Annotated in this window: 16 protein-coding genes; 9 read left to right on the top strand and 7 right to left on the bottom strand. The window is 71.3% G+C overall.

Annotation, left to right across the window (positions count from 1 at the left end):
• Nucleotides 1-34: 34 nt before the first annotated feature.
• The 5 genes from ACFV9W_RS04355 to ACFV9W_RS04375 are packed head-to-tail and all read right to left on the bottom strand — an operon-like array spanning nucleotide 35 to nucleotide 4,187.
• Entirely contained in the window at nucleotides 35-988 is a 954-nt protein-coding gene (locus ACFV9W_RS04355) for a catechol 2,3-dioxygenase (RefSeq protein ID WP_385755469.1), read from the bottom strand.
• Nucleotides 985-2,040 carry a 4-oxalomesaconate tautomerase gene (locus ACFV9W_RS04360; protein WP_385755471.1) on the bottom strand — a complete coding sequence of 352 codons (1,056 nt, stop codon included), beginning with the start codon at nucleotides 2,038-2,040 and terminating at the stop codon, nucleotides 985-987. Before ACFV9W_RS04360 ends, ACFV9W_RS04355 begins: the two co-directional genes overlap by 4 nt.
• Nucleotides 2,037-2,732, bottom strand: a complete 696-nt coding sequence (locus tag ACFV9W_RS04365; RefSeq protein ID WP_385755473.1) for a 4-carboxy-4-hydroxy-2-oxoadipate aldolase/oxaloacetate decarboxylase — start codon at nucleotides 2,730-2,732, stop codon at nucleotides 2,037-2,039. The genes ACFV9W_RS04360 and ACFV9W_RS04365 overlap by 4 nt, the downstream gene beginning before the upstream one ends.
• On the bottom strand, nucleotides 2,732-3,487 hold the full coding sequence (locus ACFV9W_RS04370; RefSeq protein ID WP_385755475.1) for a PIG-L deacetylase family protein: 756 nt from the start codon (nucleotides 3,485-3,487) through the stop codon (nucleotides 2,732-2,734). Before ACFV9W_RS04370 ends, ACFV9W_RS04365 begins: the two co-directional genes overlap by 1 nt.
• Before the next feature lie 46 nt (nucleotides 3,488-3,533).
• On the bottom strand, nucleotides 3,534-4,187 hold the full coding sequence (locus ACFV9W_RS04375) for a GntR family transcriptional regulator (RefSeq protein ID WP_385755477.1): 654 nt from the start codon (nucleotides 4,185-4,187) through the stop codon (nucleotides 3,534-3,536).
• A gap of 202 nt (nucleotides 4,188-4,389) precedes the next feature.
• On the opposite strand from ACFV9W_RS04375, the gene ACFV9W_RS04380 reads away from it, so the two are divergent.
• Nucleotides 4,390-5,685, top strand: a complete 1,296-nt coding sequence (locus ACFV9W_RS04380) for a phytase (RefSeq protein WP_385755479.1) — start codon at nucleotides 4,390-4,392, stop codon at nucleotides 5,683-5,685.
• Here ACFV9W_RS04380 and ACFV9W_RS04385 read toward each other — a convergent pair.
• On the bottom strand, nucleotides 5,663-6,136 hold the full coding sequence (locus ACFV9W_RS04385) for a MarR family winged helix-turn-helix transcriptional regulator (RefSeq protein WP_385755481.1): 474 nt from the start codon (nucleotides 6,134-6,136) through the stop codon (nucleotides 5,663-5,665). The genes ACFV9W_RS04380 and ACFV9W_RS04385 overlap by 23 nt on opposite strands.
• A gap of 114 nt (nucleotides 6,137-6,250) precedes the next feature.
• On the opposite strand from ACFV9W_RS04385, the gene ACFV9W_RS04390 reads away from it, so the two are divergent.
• From ACFV9W_RS04390 to ACFV9W_RS04400, 3 genes are all read left to right on the top strand, one after another.
• Nucleotides 6,251-6,808 (top strand): quercetin 2,3-dioxygenase, encoded by a 558-nt coding sequence (locus ACFV9W_RS04390; protein ID WP_385755483.1) that lies wholly within the window; start codon nucleotides 6,251-6,253, stop codon nucleotides 6,806-6,808.
• Nucleotides 6,793-7,677 (top strand): alpha/beta hydrolase fold domain-containing protein, encoded by an 885-nt coding sequence (locus ACFV9W_RS04395; protein ID WP_385755485.1) that lies wholly within the window; start codon nucleotides 6,793-6,795, stop codon nucleotides 7,675-7,677. The genes ACFV9W_RS04390 and ACFV9W_RS04395 overlap by 16 nt, the downstream gene beginning before the upstream one ends.
• A gap of 70 nt (nucleotides 7,678-7,747) precedes the next feature.
• A complete protein-coding gene (locus ACFV9W_RS04400) occupies nucleotides 7,748-8,905 on the top strand; it encodes an alpha-hydroxy-acid oxidizing protein (protein ID WP_385755487.1) in 1,158 nt (385 codons plus the stop codon).
• On the opposite strand, the gene ACFV9W_RS04405 is transcribed toward ACFV9W_RS04400, so the two are convergent.
• A complete protein-coding gene (locus tag ACFV9W_RS04405; protein WP_385755489.1) occupies nucleotides 8,892-9,767 on the bottom strand; it encodes an N-formylglutamate amidohydrolase in 876 nt (291 codons plus the stop codon). The two genes, ACFV9W_RS04400 and ACFV9W_RS04405, sit on opposite strands and share 14 nt — an antisense overlap.
• A 129-nt stretch (nucleotides 9,768-9,896) precedes the next feature.
• Between ACFV9W_RS04405 and ACFV9W_RS04410 the strand changes: the two genes are divergently transcribed.
• From ACFV9W_RS04410 to ACFV9W_RS04430, 5 genes are read left to right on the top strand one after another with little or no spacing between them, the layout of a single operon-like run.
• Complete coding sequence (locus tag ACFV9W_RS04410; RefSeq protein ID WP_385755491.1) at nucleotides 9,897-11,912, top strand: CocE/NonD family hydrolase; 2,016 nt, start codon at nucleotides 9,897-9,899, stop codon at nucleotides 11,910-11,912.
• 3 nt (nucleotides 11,913-11,915) lie between these two features.
• Complete coding sequence (locus ACFV9W_RS04415; protein WP_385755493.1) at nucleotides 11,916-12,812, top strand: glycine betaine ABC transporter substrate-binding protein; 897 nt, start codon at nucleotides 11,916-11,918, stop codon at nucleotides 12,810-12,812.
• Between the two features lie 23 nt (nucleotides 12,813-12,835).
• Nucleotides 12,836-13,798, top strand: coding sequence for an ABC transporter ATP-binding protein (locus ACFV9W_RS04420; protein WP_385755495.1), 963 nt, complete (start codon nucleotides 12,836-12,838; stop codon nucleotides 13,796-13,798).
• The gene (locus tag ACFV9W_RS04425) at nucleotides 13,795-14,559 is read left to right on the top strand and encodes an ABC transporter permease (protein WP_385755497.1); all 765 of its coding nucleotides are present in this window, start codon (nucleotides 13,795-13,797) and stop codon (nucleotides 14,557-14,559) included. The genes ACFV9W_RS04420 and ACFV9W_RS04425 overlap by 4 nt, the downstream gene beginning before the upstream one ends.
• Nucleotides 14,559-15,203, top strand: coding sequence for an ABC transporter permease (locus ACFV9W_RS04430; protein WP_385755499.1), 645 nt, complete (start codon nucleotides 14,559-14,561; stop codon nucleotides 15,201-15,203). The genes ACFV9W_RS04425 and ACFV9W_RS04430 overlap by 1 nt, the downstream gene beginning before the upstream one ends.
• Nucleotides 15,204-15,327 lie beyond the last annotated feature (124 nt).

The following is a 15,327-nucleotide window of genomic DNA, read 5'->3' on the forward strand; positions in this document are numbered from 1 at the left end:
GGGCCGGAGGTGAGGGTGGTGGAGGCCCCTGGGGTCAGGGCTCGATCGGCGGGGTGCCGTGGGTGTGGAAGGACTCGATGGTCTTCAGGCCCCAGGCCTGGCCCTTCTTGCGCTCTTCCTCGGTCCAGGTGATGAGCGGCCAGTCGGGCGCGAGGACGAGGCGGGTGAGCGGGTTGCACAGTTCGATGCGGTTGCCGCCGGGCTCGTAGACGTAGAGGAAGAACGTCTGCTGGATGGCGTGCTTGTGCGGGCCCGTCTCGATGAACACGCCGCTGTCGATGGCGAGGTCGGCGGCGCGCAGGATGTCCTCGCGGTTGTCGGTCGCGAAGGCGATGTGGTGCAGGCGGCCGTTGGCGCCGGTCCAGTCCTCGGTGTAGACGACGTCGTACGACTTGTTGGTGAAGGTCAGCCAGCGCGCCGCGATCCGGCCGGTGTCGAGGCTGATCTGCTCGGTGGGGCGGGCGCCCAGGATCTGTTGCTGGAACTCGGCGTTGGCGAGGACGTCGGAGGCCAGGAAGTTGATGTGGTCGAGGCGGCGCACGCCCACGCCCCGGTTGGGCTTGGCCTGCGGCTGGTTCTTGAGCGCGGGCCGCAGTTCCTCGGGGGCCCGGTAGTGCTCGCTCTCCCAGTACAGGGCGTGTTCGTGGCCGTCCGGGTCGGTGGTGACGTAGAGCTTGCCGATGCCGGGCTCGTCCTCGGTCCAGTGGCCGGTGCCGCCGGCGTCCTCGACGGCCTTGACGCGGCGCTGGAGGGCCTCCTCGCTGGAGGTGCGCATCGCGATGCGGCCGAGGCCGGGCTGCTCACGGGCGGTGAGGACGAGGCTGTGGTGCTCGTAGTCGTCGAAGGTGCGCAAGTAGACGGTGTCACCGTCCTGGCCGCAGACGGTCAGGCCCATGAAGTCCGTGAAGAAGCCGACGCTCGCGTCCAGGTCCGGGGTGAACAGCTGGGCGTGGCCGATGTGCGCGATGTCGCCGAGGTGCGGGGTCATCGGGGACCTCCTGAGGTGGGTGCGGGGCGCGGGAAGACCCTGCCGTCGAAGAGTGTGCGGGCCGTGCGGACGACGGCGGTGCGCTCGGCGACCGGCTGTCCGTCCGGGCCGTGGGTGAGGCTGCTTTCGATGTCGGTGAAGCCGGTGGGGTGCTCGATGCGCAACCGGTCGCCATGGGTGGGGAGTTGGGCGATGTCGTCGGCCACGCTTCCGTCGATCCGCAGGCCCGCCGCGACGCTCGCCGCGCCGAGGACACCGATCGCCGTGTGGCAGCGCGCGGGGATGAACGTACGGGTGGTGACGGCGCCGCCGTCGCGAGGCGGGGCGAGCAGGGTGAGCTTGGGCACGGTGGTGTCGGTGACGTCGCCGAGGCCCATCGACTCCCCTGCCGCAAGCCGGATGTCATGCAGGTGTGCCGCCAGCTCGGCGTTCGCCTCCAGCTCCTCCGGGTCCTCGTACCCGGTGACCTTCAGGGACTCGGCGGGGATCAGTACGGTCGGCATGCCGTTGTCGACGCAGGTCACCTCGGTGCCGGCGAAGGTGTCGCGGGAGTGGCCGGTGGGCAGCAACGCGCCCTCGCCCGGCGGGAATTCGACGACCACAGCTACTGGGGCGCCGGATGCCCGGCCCTCCGGCGTGGGGAACGTGACCGTGGCCCGGTCGCCTGAGTTCACCATGCGGATGCGGACCGAGGTCTCACCGTCCTCCGCGGGCACCATGCCCCGCTCGACCGCGAACGGGCCGATACCGGCGAGGATGTTGCCGCAGTTCTGACGGTCGGACACGAGCGGTTCGTCGACGGAGACTTGGAGGAACAGGTAGTCGACGTCGGCGTCGGGTTCGGCGGACGGTGACACCACGGCGACCTTGCTGGTGAGAGGGTGGGCGCCGCCGATGCCGTCGATCTGACGGGGGTCGGGGCTGCCCATCACGCGCAGCAGCAGGTCGTCGCGGGCCGCCGGTTCGGCGGGCAGGTCGTCGGCGAGGAAGTAGGCGCCCTTGGAGGTGCCGCCGCGCATCAGCATGCAGCGCAGACCCTCGGGCCCGGTCACGAGGTGTGCTCCTCGTACGTGCGGTACTCGACGCCGAGCCGCTTGAGCGTGTCGCGCAACCCGTAACGGTCCAGGCCCAGTTGGCCTTCGAGGAAGGCGGCGCGGGTGGCGGCCTCCTTCTCCTCGCGGGCCTTCGACTTCTCGGTCGCTTCGGCGGTGCGCTCGCGGGGCACGACCACGACACCGTCGTCGTCGGCCACGATGACATCACCGGGCCGGATCGTCTCGCTCCCGATGACGACCGGAACGTTGACACTTCCGCCGGTCGCCTTCACCGTGCCCTGCGCCGACACGGCCGCCGACCAGGCGTGGAAGCCCATCTCGCGCAGCTCGGCGGTGTCACGGATGCCCGCGTTGCTGACGATGCCGCGCACACCCCGCTTCTGGAGCGCGGTCGCGAAGAGTTCGCCGAACATGCCGTCCGTGGACGGGGATGTGGTGGTGATGACGAGGATGTCACCTTCGCCGCACTGCTCGATCGCCGCGTGGATCATGAGGTTGTCGCCGGGCCAGGACAGCACGGTGACCGCGGTGCCGGCAATGCGGGTGTCCTGCTGGTTGGGACGCAGGTGGTGGCCGAGGAGGCCGGTGCGGCCCATCGCCTCGTGGATCGTGGCGACGCCGTACCCGGCGAGCGCCTCAACGTCCTTCGGCTCGGCCTTGGGCGGGTCGGTGACGATGACGCCGGGCATCAGGCGAGCTCCTTCGCGATCTGCGGGTACGGGCGCATGTACGCCTCGGCCATGGTCTTGTGGGCGAGCCCGAGGTTGGGCCCGGCGTTGCGCTTGAGCTGCACACCCCGGCGTACGGCGAGGTCGGTGTAGTAGTCCCAAAGGTGCGCTTGCGCGCCAAGGCACTCCATGGCCTTGCGCTTGGTGTCCCAGACCTCGGTGACGTCGAGGAGGACCTCGGGCTTGAAGCCGCTCATCTCGGGCTGGTGCGGCTCGAAGCAGAAGACGGGCGGGGCGCCGATGATCTCGCCCTCGCCGGGGTAGCCGATGGCCTGGGCGAGGATTCGGGCCTGGAGTGCCATGCGGTTGGCGGCGGGGTGGTCGCCGTTGTACGGGTCCTCGACGGGGTGGGTGAGCACGACGTCGGGCTGGGTGTCGCGGTACACGGTGACGAGCCGGTCGGTCAGCTCGGCGGTCTCGACGAGGGGATAGTCACCCGCGTCGAAGAAGCGGACCTCGGCGCCGAGGACGGCGGCGGCACGCTCGGCCTCGTCGCGGCGCAGCGCCTTGATCTCGTCGAGCTTCCTGCCCTCCCGCCAGGCCTTGGCGGACTCGCCGCGCTCCCCGAAGGTCAGGCACGCGATGGTCACCTTCTCGCCGCGGGCGGCGGCGAGCGCGATGGCGCCGCCGGCCCGCCACACGAAGTCCCCGGCGTGCGCGGTGACCACCAGGGTCGAACGTGGTGTCGCGGTGGCGGGCGCGTGGCCGTTGGTCATGCTGCATCTCCTTGGTGACAGGTGTGCACCCGCCTCCGATGCAGCGTCAGTCAGCGCTCAACACGTCGATCACACTGCGGAGGTGGGCGCGGACGGCCGCCTCGGCCGCCTGCGGGTCCCTCGCCCTGATCGCCTCGATCATGGCCAGGTGTTCACCCAGGGACTGCTGCGAACGCCCCGGTCGCAGCGCCAACTGGAAGCGGTGACGCACCAGTTGGGCGTTGAGCCGTTCCAGGAGCCCTACGGCCGTGTGCTGGCCGGAGATGTCCCGGATGCGGGCGTGCAGCTCGTGGTTGAGGTCGGAGTAGGTGAGCGGGTCACCGTCTGCGACCGCCTTGGACATGGCGTCCCCGAGCCCGGAGAGCTCGTCGAGCTGCGCATCGGTGGCCTCCTGAGCCGCCTTGGCCGCGCACAGCCCTTCGAGTGCCATGCGGCACTCGGTGATCTCCACGGCCTCCTCGACCGTCACGACCCGCACGCGCGAGCCGCGGTTGCGGATCCGCTCGACCAGGCCCTCCGAGGCCAGTTCGAGCAGCGCCGCGCGGATGCTCGCCCGCGTCACGTCGTACTGCTCGGCGAGTTCGTTCTCCACCAGCCGCTGGGCCGGTGACATCTCGCCGCGCAGAATCGCCTTCCGCAGTTGATCGAGCGCGTACTGCTTGGCCTGCTCCCCGGAGCCCGGACGGGCTTCCTCCGGCATGTGCCCTCCCTGAGTGAGTGCGTGTCGACGCTAAATCTAGGCGAACGAAATTGTCAACGATTTCGTCAGCAACTCACAGGCAAGCGCTCCCGCGCCGCTCGTTCACCCGCCGTACGCGTTCGCTTCGGGCGCCGCCCCCTTGCCCCTCACGCCAAGATCACAGGATGTGAATGCCATGTACGCGACATGATGGAGGTTTCACGTGACCCATCCACGGACGTCCCTGTCGGCCCCCGCCCTCGCCCTCGCCGTCTCCGTCGCCGCGCTCGCCGTGACCGCGACGGGCCCGGCGCAGGCCGCCACCCGGGCGCTGCCCGCCGTCCCGCCGCGCGCCGAGACCGCCGCCCTGCACGACGATGCCGCGGGCGGCGACGCGGATGCCGACGACCCGGCGATCTGGCGCGACGCCGCCGACCCCGACCGCAGCCTCGTCGTCGCCACCGCCAAGCAGGGCGGCCTGCGCGTGTACGACCTCGACGCACGCGAGGTGCAGTCGCTCCCGGCGCCCGCGGGCCCCGGCGCCGACGACGCGCCCGGCCGCTTCAACAACGTCGACCTGGTCCACAGCGCGGGCCTCGGCGACCTGGCCGTCACCTCGGACCGGGGCAACGACCGGCTGCGCCTGTACCGCATCGACCGCGACCGCTCCGGCGGCCCGCTCACCGATGTCACCGACCCGAAGGCGGCGCCGGTCTTCTCCGCCTCGCAGGACGAGATCAACGAACAGCGCACGGCGTACGGCCTGGCCACCTGGACGGACCCGGCGAGCGGCCGCTCGTACGCCGTGGTCAGCCAGCGCGAGCGCACTCGTCTCGCGCTCCTGGAGCTCAAGGCGAACGCCGACGGCACGGTCGGCTACACCAAGGCCCGCACCCTCGACCTGCCGTCCGCCTTCCGTCTCCCGAACGGCAGTTCCTGGTCACCGTGCGGCGAGCCCGGCGAATTGCCGCAGGTCGAGGGCATGGTGGTGGATCCGGCGACCGGCACGCTCTACGCGGGCCAGGAGGACGTCGGCATCTGGCGGCTGCGCGCCGACCTCGGCGGCACTCCGAAGCTGATCGACAAGGTCAAGGAGTACGGGGTCCCCGGCACCTACGACGAGGCGAGCGAGGAGTGTGTCGCGGGCGCCGACCCGGGCTTCGGCGGCAAGCACCTCACCGCGGACGTCGAGGGCCTGACCCTGGTCACGGAGGACGACGGCGACGGACTGCTGCTCGCCTCCAGCCAGGGCGACGACACCTTCGCCGGCTACGACCGCGAGGTGTCCGACGCCAACGCGTACGAGGGCGGCTTCCGCGTCACAGCGGCCTCGGCCGGGCTCGACGGCTCCGAGGAGTGCGACGGCGCCGCCGCGCTGAACGAGCCGCTGGGCCGGCGCTACCCGAACGGCCTCCTGGTCGTGCAGGACGGCCATGACGCGCCGGGCGACCCGGACCGCCCGTCCACCAACTTCAAGTTCGTCGACCTGGGCGCGGTCACGGACGCGGTCGACGGCTGACGGCTGCGGCGGGCCGCCCATCGGCCGGCCCGCCCCACGGCGCCTCAAGGGCCGCACGCAGCGCGCCGAGCGCGTCCTCGCCGATCCGCTCCGCGAGCCGCGCCTCCAGACCGTCCAGCGCGCGCCGCGCCCGCTCGTGGGCGCGGCGCCCGTGCGCGGTGCGGCGCACCAGGCGCTGCCGGGCCGACGCCGGGTCGGGTACCTGCTGCAAGAGCCCGTCCTCGATCAGCGTCCGGACGGCCTGGTGGACGGTCTGCCGGGTCACGCCCATGCGGCGGGCCAGTTCGGAGACGGTGGTGCCGTCCGTGTCGAGCATCGCGAAGAGCTGCACCTGAGTGGGCGTTATCGGCGCCACGCCCTGCGACTCGAGCTCCGCGAGCAGCCCGTCCTCGAACCAGCGGCGGGCGTCGCCGAGCAGTTGCGGCAGATCACGTCGGGGCTCGCTCGTCACTGCGTCCGTCCTTCCGGGTGGGTCTCGTCACGGCCTCTTGCCTCCCGACCGCCCACCGTGTCAGGCTACCTGACATGAAACGTCAGGCACCCTGACATCAGTGAGGACGACACCATGACCATGGAATTCGCGACGCGCTACCGCAGCGCCTCCCGCATACCGGCCGACCCGTCGAAGCCGTACGTGATCGAGAAGGGCGAGGGCGACCGGGCGCACCTCTTCGGCGACCTCGTCACCGTCTACGCGGGCGGCGAGCAGACCGACAACACCTTCAACTTCTTCACCGTCGAGGGCCCCAAGGGCGACATCATCCCTGCGCACGTGCACGCGGACACCCACGAGGTGTTCTACGTGACGCAGGGCGCGGTCCGGCTCTTCGCCGAAGACCCCGAGGGCGAGCAGCTGGAGCGGCTGCTCACTCCGGGCGACTTCGGTTTCGTGCCGAAGAACTGCGCGCACGCCTACCGGATGGAGCGCCACCACTCGCAGGTCGTCGGCGTCGCCGCGGGCCCCGGCGGCACGTTCGAGCGGTTCTTCGAGACGCTGGGCACACCGGTGGAGGGCATGGGTCTGCCGGACCGGCCGTTCATCCCCGAGCCGGGCAAGTTCGGCACGGTGCCGCAGCAGTACGACGTGCGGTTCCTGCCCGACCACCAGTGGCGGACCTCGTGACGCCGGGCGAGCTGCGGCAGTTGATCGCCGCGCCGCACCCGGACGTCGCGCCACTGCCCCGGGCGACGCCGTACGCGGACGGGGCGCGGGCGCTGCGTGGTGTCCCGTACGCGGAGGTGGCGGATGCCCGCCCGCTGGAACTCGACCTGTGGTTGCCCGCGTCGGCGGATCCCGCACCGCTGGTGCTGTTCGTGCACGGCGGGGCATGGCGGCGCGGCCGGCGTGACGACATGGGTGTGCGGACGCGGGGGTGGGCGCCCGGCCCGTTCGAGCGGCTCGCGGCGGCGGGGTTCGCGGTGGCCTGCGTGGACTACCGGCTCAGCGGCGAGGCGATATTCCCCGCGCCGCTGGAGGACCTGCGGTCGGCGCTGCGGTGGCTGGGCCTGCGCGCCGACGAGCTGGGGGTCGACCCCGAACGCACCGTCGTGTGGGGCGAGTCGGCGGGCGGCCATCTGGCCTCGCTCCTCGCGCTCACGCACGACGAGCCGCGGCTCGCGGGCGCGGTGGTCTGGTACGGCCCGGCGGACCTGACCTCGCCCAGACCGCCGTTCGACCCGGCGGACCCCACCACACCCGAGGCCCTGCTGCTGGGCGGCGCGCCGGCCTCGGTGCCGGAACTCGCGGCGGCGGCAAGCCCGTTGAAGCGGGTGCACGCGGGCGCCCCGCCCTTCCTCGTCGTGCACGGCGAGGCCGACTCGATGGTGCCGGGCTCGCACGGACGGGACCTGGCGGAGGCACTGCGGGCGGCCTGGGTGCCGGTCGAGCTGCGGACGATACCGGGCGCCGACCACTGCTGGCACGGCGCGACCGAGGACGAGGTGATACGGATCTTCGCCGCGTCCCTGGACTTCGTACGGCAGCACACCTGACCACCCCTTTGCCCTGCGCACGTGAGCTGGCAGATTGGTGTGCCCCTGCCCCCTGGTGAAGAGGTGCGTGATGAGCCCGCAGTTCGGCGACTACCAATTCGAGATCTACCTCGACGGGCTGCGCGGCGTCACGCCCACGCAGCCGATGGACTACGCCACCCTCGAACAGCGGGCGCAGGCGGCACTCTCCCCCTCCGTGTGGTCCTACGTCGCCGGGGGCGCGGGCGACGAGCACACGCAGCGCGCCAACGTGCGGGCCTTCGAGCGGTACGGCCTTGTGCCCCGGATGATGGTGGGCGCCACGCAGCGGGACATGTCCGTGGACCTGTTCGGGATGCGGCTGGCCTCGCCGCTGTTCATGGCTCCGGTCGGGGTGATCGGGCTGTGCGCGCAGGACGGGCACGGGGACCTGGCGACGGCGCGGGCCGCGGCGCGCACCGGTGTGCCCATGGTGGCGTCGACGCTGACGGTCGACCCGATGGAGGACGTGGCAGCGGAGTTCGGCGACACACCCGGCTTCTTCCAGCTGTACACACCCACCGACAGGGCGCTCGCCGAGTCCCTGGTCAAGCGGGCGGAGGCGGCCGGCTACAAGGGCATCGTGGTCACACTCGACACATGGGTCACCGGCTGGCGCCCGCGCGACCTGTCGACATCGAACTTCCCGCAGCTGCGCGGCCACTGCCTCGCCAACTACATGTCCGACCCGCGCTTCCAGGAGCTCGCGGCGAGCACCGACCCCACGGACCTCGTCCGCTCCTGGGTCGGCCTCTTCGGCAACCCGCTCACGTGGGACGACCTGCCGTGGCTTCGCTCGCTCACCGATCTGCCGCTGATCCTCAAGGGCATCTGCCACCCGGAGGACGTGCGGCGCGCCAAGGACGGTGGCGTGGACGGCATCTACTGCTCCAACCACGGCGGCCGCCAGGCCAACGGCGGCCTGCCCGCGCTCGCCGCGCTGCCGGGAGTCATGGAGGCGGCGGACGGCATGCCGGTGCTCTTCGACTCCGGGGTCCGCTCGGGCGCCGACATCGTCAAGGCGCTCGCGCTGGGTGCCACGGCGGTGGGCGTCGGGCGCCCGTACGCGTACGGGCTCGCGGTCGGCGGTGACGACGGGCTCGTGCACGTCCTGCGGTCCCTGCTCGCCGAGGCCGACCTCATCATGGCGGTGGACGGCTATCCGACGCTGGCGGATCTCACGCCGGAGTCACTGGTCACGCTGGGCTGAGCCGGCCGCCGGTCACGGCGTCGACCAGCCGCGCGAGCGCGTCGGCGGCCCGCGCCAGGCCGTCGTGCGGGGTGACCGGTTCGTCGAGGTAGTGGTCGCGGCGCAGCTCCAGCATCAGGGCCGTGACGCGGGGGTCCTTGCCGTAGTGGGTCAGCGGGACGTACGTGCCCGCGAAGGGTGTGTTCTCCGCCGTCTCCCCGTACGCGGCGAAGGCCTCACGTGCGTGGGCGACGAGGGTGTCCGGGGTGTGGAACGGGTCGGTGCCCAGGCAGACCGGTGGGCGCGGGTCGCTGCCGTGGAGTTCGTAGGGCAGGGCGTGGCTCGGGTAGGAGTGGACGTCGATGACGACGGCCCGGCCGGTCGCGGCCAGGCGGTCGGCCACGGCCCGCGTCATGGCCTGCGCGTAGGGGTGGAAGTACGTGTCGAGCAGGGCGTCCTCATCCGCCGGGGGTTCGGGGCGCAGGGGTTCGCGGTGTGTGGTGCGGGTGTAGACCGCGCCCATGCCGGCGGCCCGCATCTCCTCGCGTTCGTCGGGGAACCGCTCCGGGTCGACGACCAGGCGCGAACGTTCGTTGACGAACCTCCAGGGCGTGACGGTCGCAGCCCGTGCGGCGCGTTCCGCGACGACATCGGTGTGCGCGTCCGTGATGAGGTCCAGTTCGCGGGCGAGCGCCTCCCCTTGGAGCAGCAGGCCTTCGCGTACGCGCGCCGGGATCTCGCGGGAGGCGTGCGGGACGTGCAGGAGCACCGGGGAGGCCGGGTCGCCGGGGTGCAGCCGGTACGGCGGGGTGCCTGTGCCGTCCTGTGCGGAAGTGCCCGCGCCGTCCTGTACGGAAGTGTCCGTGGAGTCCGAGGTGTCCATGTGTCCCACTCTCTCACTCCGTCCACCTTCTGGGACACATGGTTTCGAGGTGTGGGCGCGGGGTAGGGAGCCGATCCGCTACTACTGAATGGACAGTGAGTAGCTGGAGCGCGACAGGAGTACCTCACCTTGCCCGAAGCACCTTCAGAACTCGTGCGTCATCTGTGGATTCCGCTCGCCGACGGGACCCGGCTCGCCGCCCGTGTCTGGCTCCCGGAGGGCGCCGCCCGCCCGGCGCCCGCGATCCTCGAGTACATCCCGTACCGCAAGAACGACGGGACGGCCGACCGCGACAACAGCCTGCACGCCCGCTTCGCCGCGTCCGGCTATGCCGCCGTCCGCGTCGACCTGCGCGGCAGCGGCGACTCGGACGGGCTGATGCTCGACGAGTACGCGCAGGCGGAGCTGGACGACGGCGTCGAGGTCATCGCGTGGCTCGCCGAGCAGGAGTGGTGCGACGGCACCGTCGGCATGATCGGCAAGTCGTGGGGCGGCTTCAACGGCCTGCAGATCGCGGCGCTGCGGCCGCCCGCCCTGAAGGCGATCGTGACGGTCTGCTCGACGGACGACCGGTACGCCGACGACGTGCACTACACGGGCGGTTCGCTGATCGCCTCGGAGATGCTGCCGTGGGCGTCGACGATGCTCGCCTACAACGCGCGGCCCGCCGACCCGGCCGTGGTCGGCGACGACTGGCGCGAGCGGTGGCTCCAGCGGATGGCCGACACCCCCGTCTACGTCGAGGAGTGGCTGCGGCACCAGACGCGCGACGCCTTCTGGAAGCACGGCTCGGTGTGCGAGGACTTCTCGGCGATCGAGGCTCCGGTGCTCGCGGTGGGCGGCTGGTACGACCCGTACTGCGGCGCCGTGCTGCGACTCCTTGAGGGCATCAGCAATGCTCCGGTGCGCGCGCTCGTCGGACCGTGGGCGCACACCTATCCGCACCAGGCGGCCCCCGGGCCCGCGATCGACTTCCACGGCGAAGTGGTCCGCTGGTTCGACCAGTTCCTGCGCGGCGAGGACACCGGGGCCCTTCAGGATCCGGCGCTGCGCGCGTGGCTGCCCGAGTGGGCGGGGCCCGGCGGCGACCGCGACGAGCGCCCCGGCCGGTGGGTGGCGGAACAGAACTGGCCCTCCGAGCGCATCGAACAGCAGGCGTTCGCGCTGGCCGGTGAGTCGGCGGGCGAAGCCGTCGGCCACGATCCGCTGCGCTTTCGCGACGCACTCCTCGACAGCACACGTGTGCTCGGCACGGCGGGCGGCAGCTGGCTCCAATTCGGTGACGCGGCCGGGCAGTTCGGCCCGCAGGGCGGCGACGACGGGCTCGCGCACTGCTTCACCACGACGCCGCTGGACGAGCGCGCGGAGATCCTCGGCGCCCCGTCGGTGACGCTGCGGGTGAGCTCCGACCGGCCCGCCGCGCAGCTCGCGGTGCGCCTCAACGACGTTGCCCCGGACGGCAGTTCGCGGCTCGTCACGCGCGGCCTGCTCAACCTGACGCACCGCGAGGGCCACGAGGAGACGCTGCCGCTGGAGCCCGGGCAGGCCTACGACGTGACCGTGCCGCTGGTCGCGACCGCGCACGCCTTCGCGCCCGGCCACCGCATCCGCGTCGCGGTCTCGTCCTCGTACTGGCCGCTGGCCTGGCCGTCCCCCGAGCCGGCCACGGTCACCCTGCACCCCTCCCCCGCCGCCGCGCTCCACCTGCCCGTACGCCCGCCGCGGGACGCGGACGCCGAGCTGCGCCCCTACGGGGAGCCGCAGCCGGACCTGCCCGTCGACCTTTCCACGTCCGGCGACGGCTCCTCGCGGCGCGTCGAGCACGACCCGGTCACCGGCCGCACCACCGTCGAACTCCGCGTCAACGACGGCGACTTCAAGGACCTCAGCGACGGACTGTGGAAGTCCGGCGACGCCGTCGACCGCTTCTCGCTCACCGAGGGCGACCCGTCCTCCGCCGTCGTGGAGTGCGAGCGCACCGAGGAGGGCGGGCGCGACGACTGGCACTGGAAGGTCGTCACGCACAGCCGGATGACCTCCGACGCCGCCTCGTTCACCGTCGTCAACACCCTCACCGCCTACGAAGGGGACACCCGCGTCTTCCATCGCACCACGGACGCCGTGATACCCCGGCAGGGAGTCTGAAACATGCGCAGACGCACGTTCCTCACCGGCTCGCTCGGTGTCGTCGCGGCCGCCGGGGTGGCCACGGCCACCGGCTCCGCCGCCGGCACCGGGCCCGTCATCACGGTCGGCTCGAAGCAGTTCACCGAGTCGTGGGTGATGGGCGAGCTGTACGCCCAGATCCTGCGCGAGCGCGGCTTCGACGTCGTCCTCAAGTCCAACGTCGGCAGCGCCGACCTCATCGACCGCGCGCTGCGCAACGGGCAGATCGACCTGTACCCCGAGTACACGGGCGTCGTCCTGCAGACGTTCGCGATGCCGAAGCACATGCCGACGACGGCGCGCGGCACGTACGAGGCGGCGAAGAAGTTCGAGGCGGGGCGCGGTATCTCGCTGCTGCCGCCGACCCCGTTCCAGAACCGCAACGCCGTCGCCGTGCGCACCGCGGACGCCCGCAAGCACGGCCTCAAGACCGTGGGTGACCTGAAGAAGCTCGGGAAGATCTCGTACGCCGAGTACCCCGACAACATCACGGGCCCGCTCGGCTTCGACGCCATCGTCAAGGCGTACGGGCTGCACGACATGAAGGTCCGGCCGCTCAACATCGGCCTGCAGTACCCGGCGCTGAAGAACGGGGACGTGGACGCGGCCGACGTGTTCACCACCGACCCGCAGCTGCGTCGCTACGACTTCACCATCCTCGACGACGACCAGGCCATCTTCGGGTTCCAGAACGTCTCCCCCGTGGTGCGCACGTCCCTCGTCGAGAAGTACGGCGAGCGGCTCACCGAACCGCTGAACGCCGTCGACGAGTTGCTGACGGAGGAAGCCATGCAGGCCCTGAACGAGGCCGCCGCGATGATGCGGCTCAGCCCGGCGAAGGTCGCCGACCGGTTCCTGAGAGCGAACAAGCTGATATGACCGTGACCGAGGAGCATTCCACGATGCAGACCGCAGGCGCCGCAGCAGACATCGTCTTCGACGCGGCCACCAAGACGTACGACGGCACGGCAGAGGCGGCCGTCGACGCGCTGTCCCTGACGGTCCCCGCGGGCGAGATCTGTGTCCTGCTCGGCGCCTCAGGGTGCGGCAAGACGACCGCGCTGACGCTCGTCAACCGGCTCACCGAGCTGACGAGCGGTGACATCCGGATCGGCGGCAGCAGCATCCGCGAGCAGGACGTCATCGAGCTGCGGCGCGGCATCGGCTATGTCATCCAACAGGCCGGTCTCTTCCCGCACTTGACGATCGAGGAGAACGTCGCGACGGTGCCGCAGGTGCTCGGCTGGAAGAAGCCGAGGATCGCGGAGCGCTCGCGCGAGCTGCTCGAACTGGTCGGCCTCCCGCACAAGGAGTACGCCCACCGCTACCCCTCGCAGCTCTCCGGCGGCCAGCGTCAACGCGTCGGCATCGCGAGGGCGTTGGCGGCCGACCCGCCCATCATGCTGATGGACGAGCCGTTCGGCGCGCTCGACCCAGTGACGCGCGAGCATGTGCAGGACGAGTTCCTGCGTCTTCAGGAGCAGGTGCAGAAGACGACGCTGTTCGTCAGCCACGACATCGACGAGGCGGTCCGCATGGGCGACCGCATCGCGATCCTCGCCAAGGGCGGAAAGCTGCTCCAGTACGACACCCCGGAGCGGATCCTGCGCGAGCCCGCCGACGACTACGTGGCCCGCTTCGTCGGCACGGACCGGGGCCTCAAGGCGCTGACGCTGCGTACGCTCGGCGATCTGAAGCTGGACGCGGCGGACGACGGCACCGAGGGTTCCCTGCGTACGAGCGACACCCTGCGCACCGCCCTGTCGGCGCTGATGGCCGGTGGCGCCGAGCGGCTCGCGGTCGCGGACGAGGCCGGCAAGCCGGTCGGCTCCGTCACCGTCGCGCTCATACGGGAGGCGGCGTGAGCGGGTTGTCGGCCCTCGCGGCCGGGTCCCTGACAGCCGGGCCGCTGGCGGCCGGCTCCGACCCCGTCATCCCCGACTTCGGCACGGCCAGTTCGTGCGTGCGCGACAACGGGGTGTTCTGCGCCGACTGGTTCACCGCGAACTTCTCCAGCGTGTTCGGCCCCGCCCTCGTGCAGCACGTGCAACTCACGGTGATCGCGGTCGGGATCGGTTTCCTGATCGCGTTCCCGCTGGCGCTGCTCGCGCACTTCCGCAGGTGGCTGGTCCGTCCGCTGGGCGGTCTCACCTCGTTCCTCTACACGATCCCGCCGATGGCGCTGTTCACGCTCCTCGTCCCGGTGACGGGCCTGTCCGTGCTCACCGCCGAGATCGCCCTGGTCGGGTACACGCTGATGGTGCTGTTCAAGTCGACGGTCACCGGGCTCGGTGAGGTACCGGAGGACGTGCGCCGCGCCGGCGTCGGCATGGGTTTGACCCGGCGCGAGGTGCTGTGGCGCATCGAGCTGCCGCTCGCGCTGCCCGCCGTCATCAGCGGTCTGCGGGTGGCCACCGTGACCACGATCAGCGTGGTCGAGATCGCCGCGTTCATCATCGACCAGGGGCTCGGTTCGCCGATCATCCAGGGCCTCCAGTCGCCGTTCAACACGCAGTTCATCGGGGCGGGGCTGCTCGCCGTGGCGCTCGCGCTCGCCGCCGACGGACTGCTCGTGCTGCTCGGCCGGGTACTCACACCGTGGGCCAGGACGCGGAGGACCGTCTGATGCACACCTTCCTCGCGAGTTTCTCGTTCATGGCCGAGCACTTCGGCCTGCTGCTCAGCCGGACCGTCGACCATCTGCTGCTCTCGGCGGCCGGTGTCGCGGTGGCGCTGGTGATCGCGGTGCCGCTCGGTGTGTGGCTCGGACACCGCGGCAAGGGCTCGTTCCTGACCGTGAGCATCTCCAACATCGGCCGGGCGCTGCCCTCCCTCGCGCTCATCGCGATCTTCCTCGGGCTGCTCGGCATCGGATTCGTGAACGTCATGACAGCACTAGTCATCATGGCGATCCCGCCGGTCCTCACGCACGCGTACCTCGGCGTGGAGCAGATCGACGCGGACCTGGTGCGGGCGGCACGCGGCATGGGCCTGACGCAGTGGCAGATCCTGTGGCGCGTCGAACTGCCCCTCGCCCTGCCGGTGTTGTTCACCGGGATCCGGATCGCCGTCGTGTACGTGATCTCCAGCGCGACCCTGGCCGCCGTCGCCGGCGGTGGCGGGCTCGGCGACATCATCCTCAACCAGGTGTCGTACGGCCTGTCGGGTGTCATCGCGGCGGCGCTGTGGGTGGCGGTCCTCGCGCTGGTCGCCGACGGCCTGTTCGGGGCCGTCGGCAACCGGCTCGCGCCGCGGGGGACGAAGGTCTAGGGCCTGATCCTGATCCGAACGACAGGTACTAGTAGTGCTTCGTTAGGTCTGTTCGTTGAGGCTGATCAGGAGCATGTTGGATGTGTGGACGCACATGAAGTGAACCGTCTGCGGGCGGAGTTGG

It is taken from the genome of Streptomyces sp. NPDC059897, from assembly GCF_042730865.1.
In the GTDB taxonomy this organism is placed as follows: domain Bacteria; phylum Actinomycetota; class Actinomycetes; order Streptomycetales; family Streptomycetaceae; genus Streptomyces.

Coding starts and splice junctions, on each gene's coding strand:
- ACFV9W_RS04355 (WP_385755469.1), bottom strand. CDS start 988: ATGACCCCGCACCTCGGCGACATCGCGCACATCGGCCACGCCCAGCTG.
- ACFV9W_RS04365 (WP_385755473.1), bottom strand. CDS start 2,732: ATGCCCGGCGTCATCGTCACCGACCCGCCCAAGGCCGAGCCGAAGGAC.
- ACFV9W_RS04370 (WP_385755475.1), bottom strand. CDS start 3,487: ATGACCAACGGCCACGCGCCCGCCACCGCGACACCACGTTCGACCCTG.
- ACFV9W_RS04375 (WP_385755477.1), bottom strand. CDS start 4,187: ATGCCGGAGGAAGCCCGTCCGGGCTCCGGGGAGCAGGCCAAGCAGTAC.
- ACFV9W_RS04390 (WP_385755483.1), top strand. CDS start 6,251: ATGACCATGGAATTCGCGACGCGCTACCGCAGCGCCTCCCGCATACCG.
- ACFV9W_RS04400 (WP_385755487.1), top strand. CDS start 7,748: ATGAGCCCGCAGTTCGGCGACTACCAATTCGAGATCTACCTCGACGGG.
- ACFV9W_RS04405 (WP_385755489.1), bottom strand. CDS start 9,767: ATGGACACCTCGGACTCCACGGACACTTCCGTACAGGACGGCGCGGGC.
- ACFV9W_RS04415 (WP_385755493.1), top strand. CDS start 11,916: ATGCGCAGACGCACGTTCCTCACCGGCTCGCTCGGTGTCGTCGCGGCC.
- ACFV9W_RS04420 (WP_385755495.1), top strand. CDS start 12,836: ATGCAGACCGCAGGCGCCGCAGCAGACATCGTCTTCGACGCGGCCACC.
- ACFV9W_RS04430 (WP_385755499.1), top strand. CDS start 14,559: ATGCACACCTTCCTCGCGAGTTTCTCGTTCATGGCCGAGCACTTCGGC.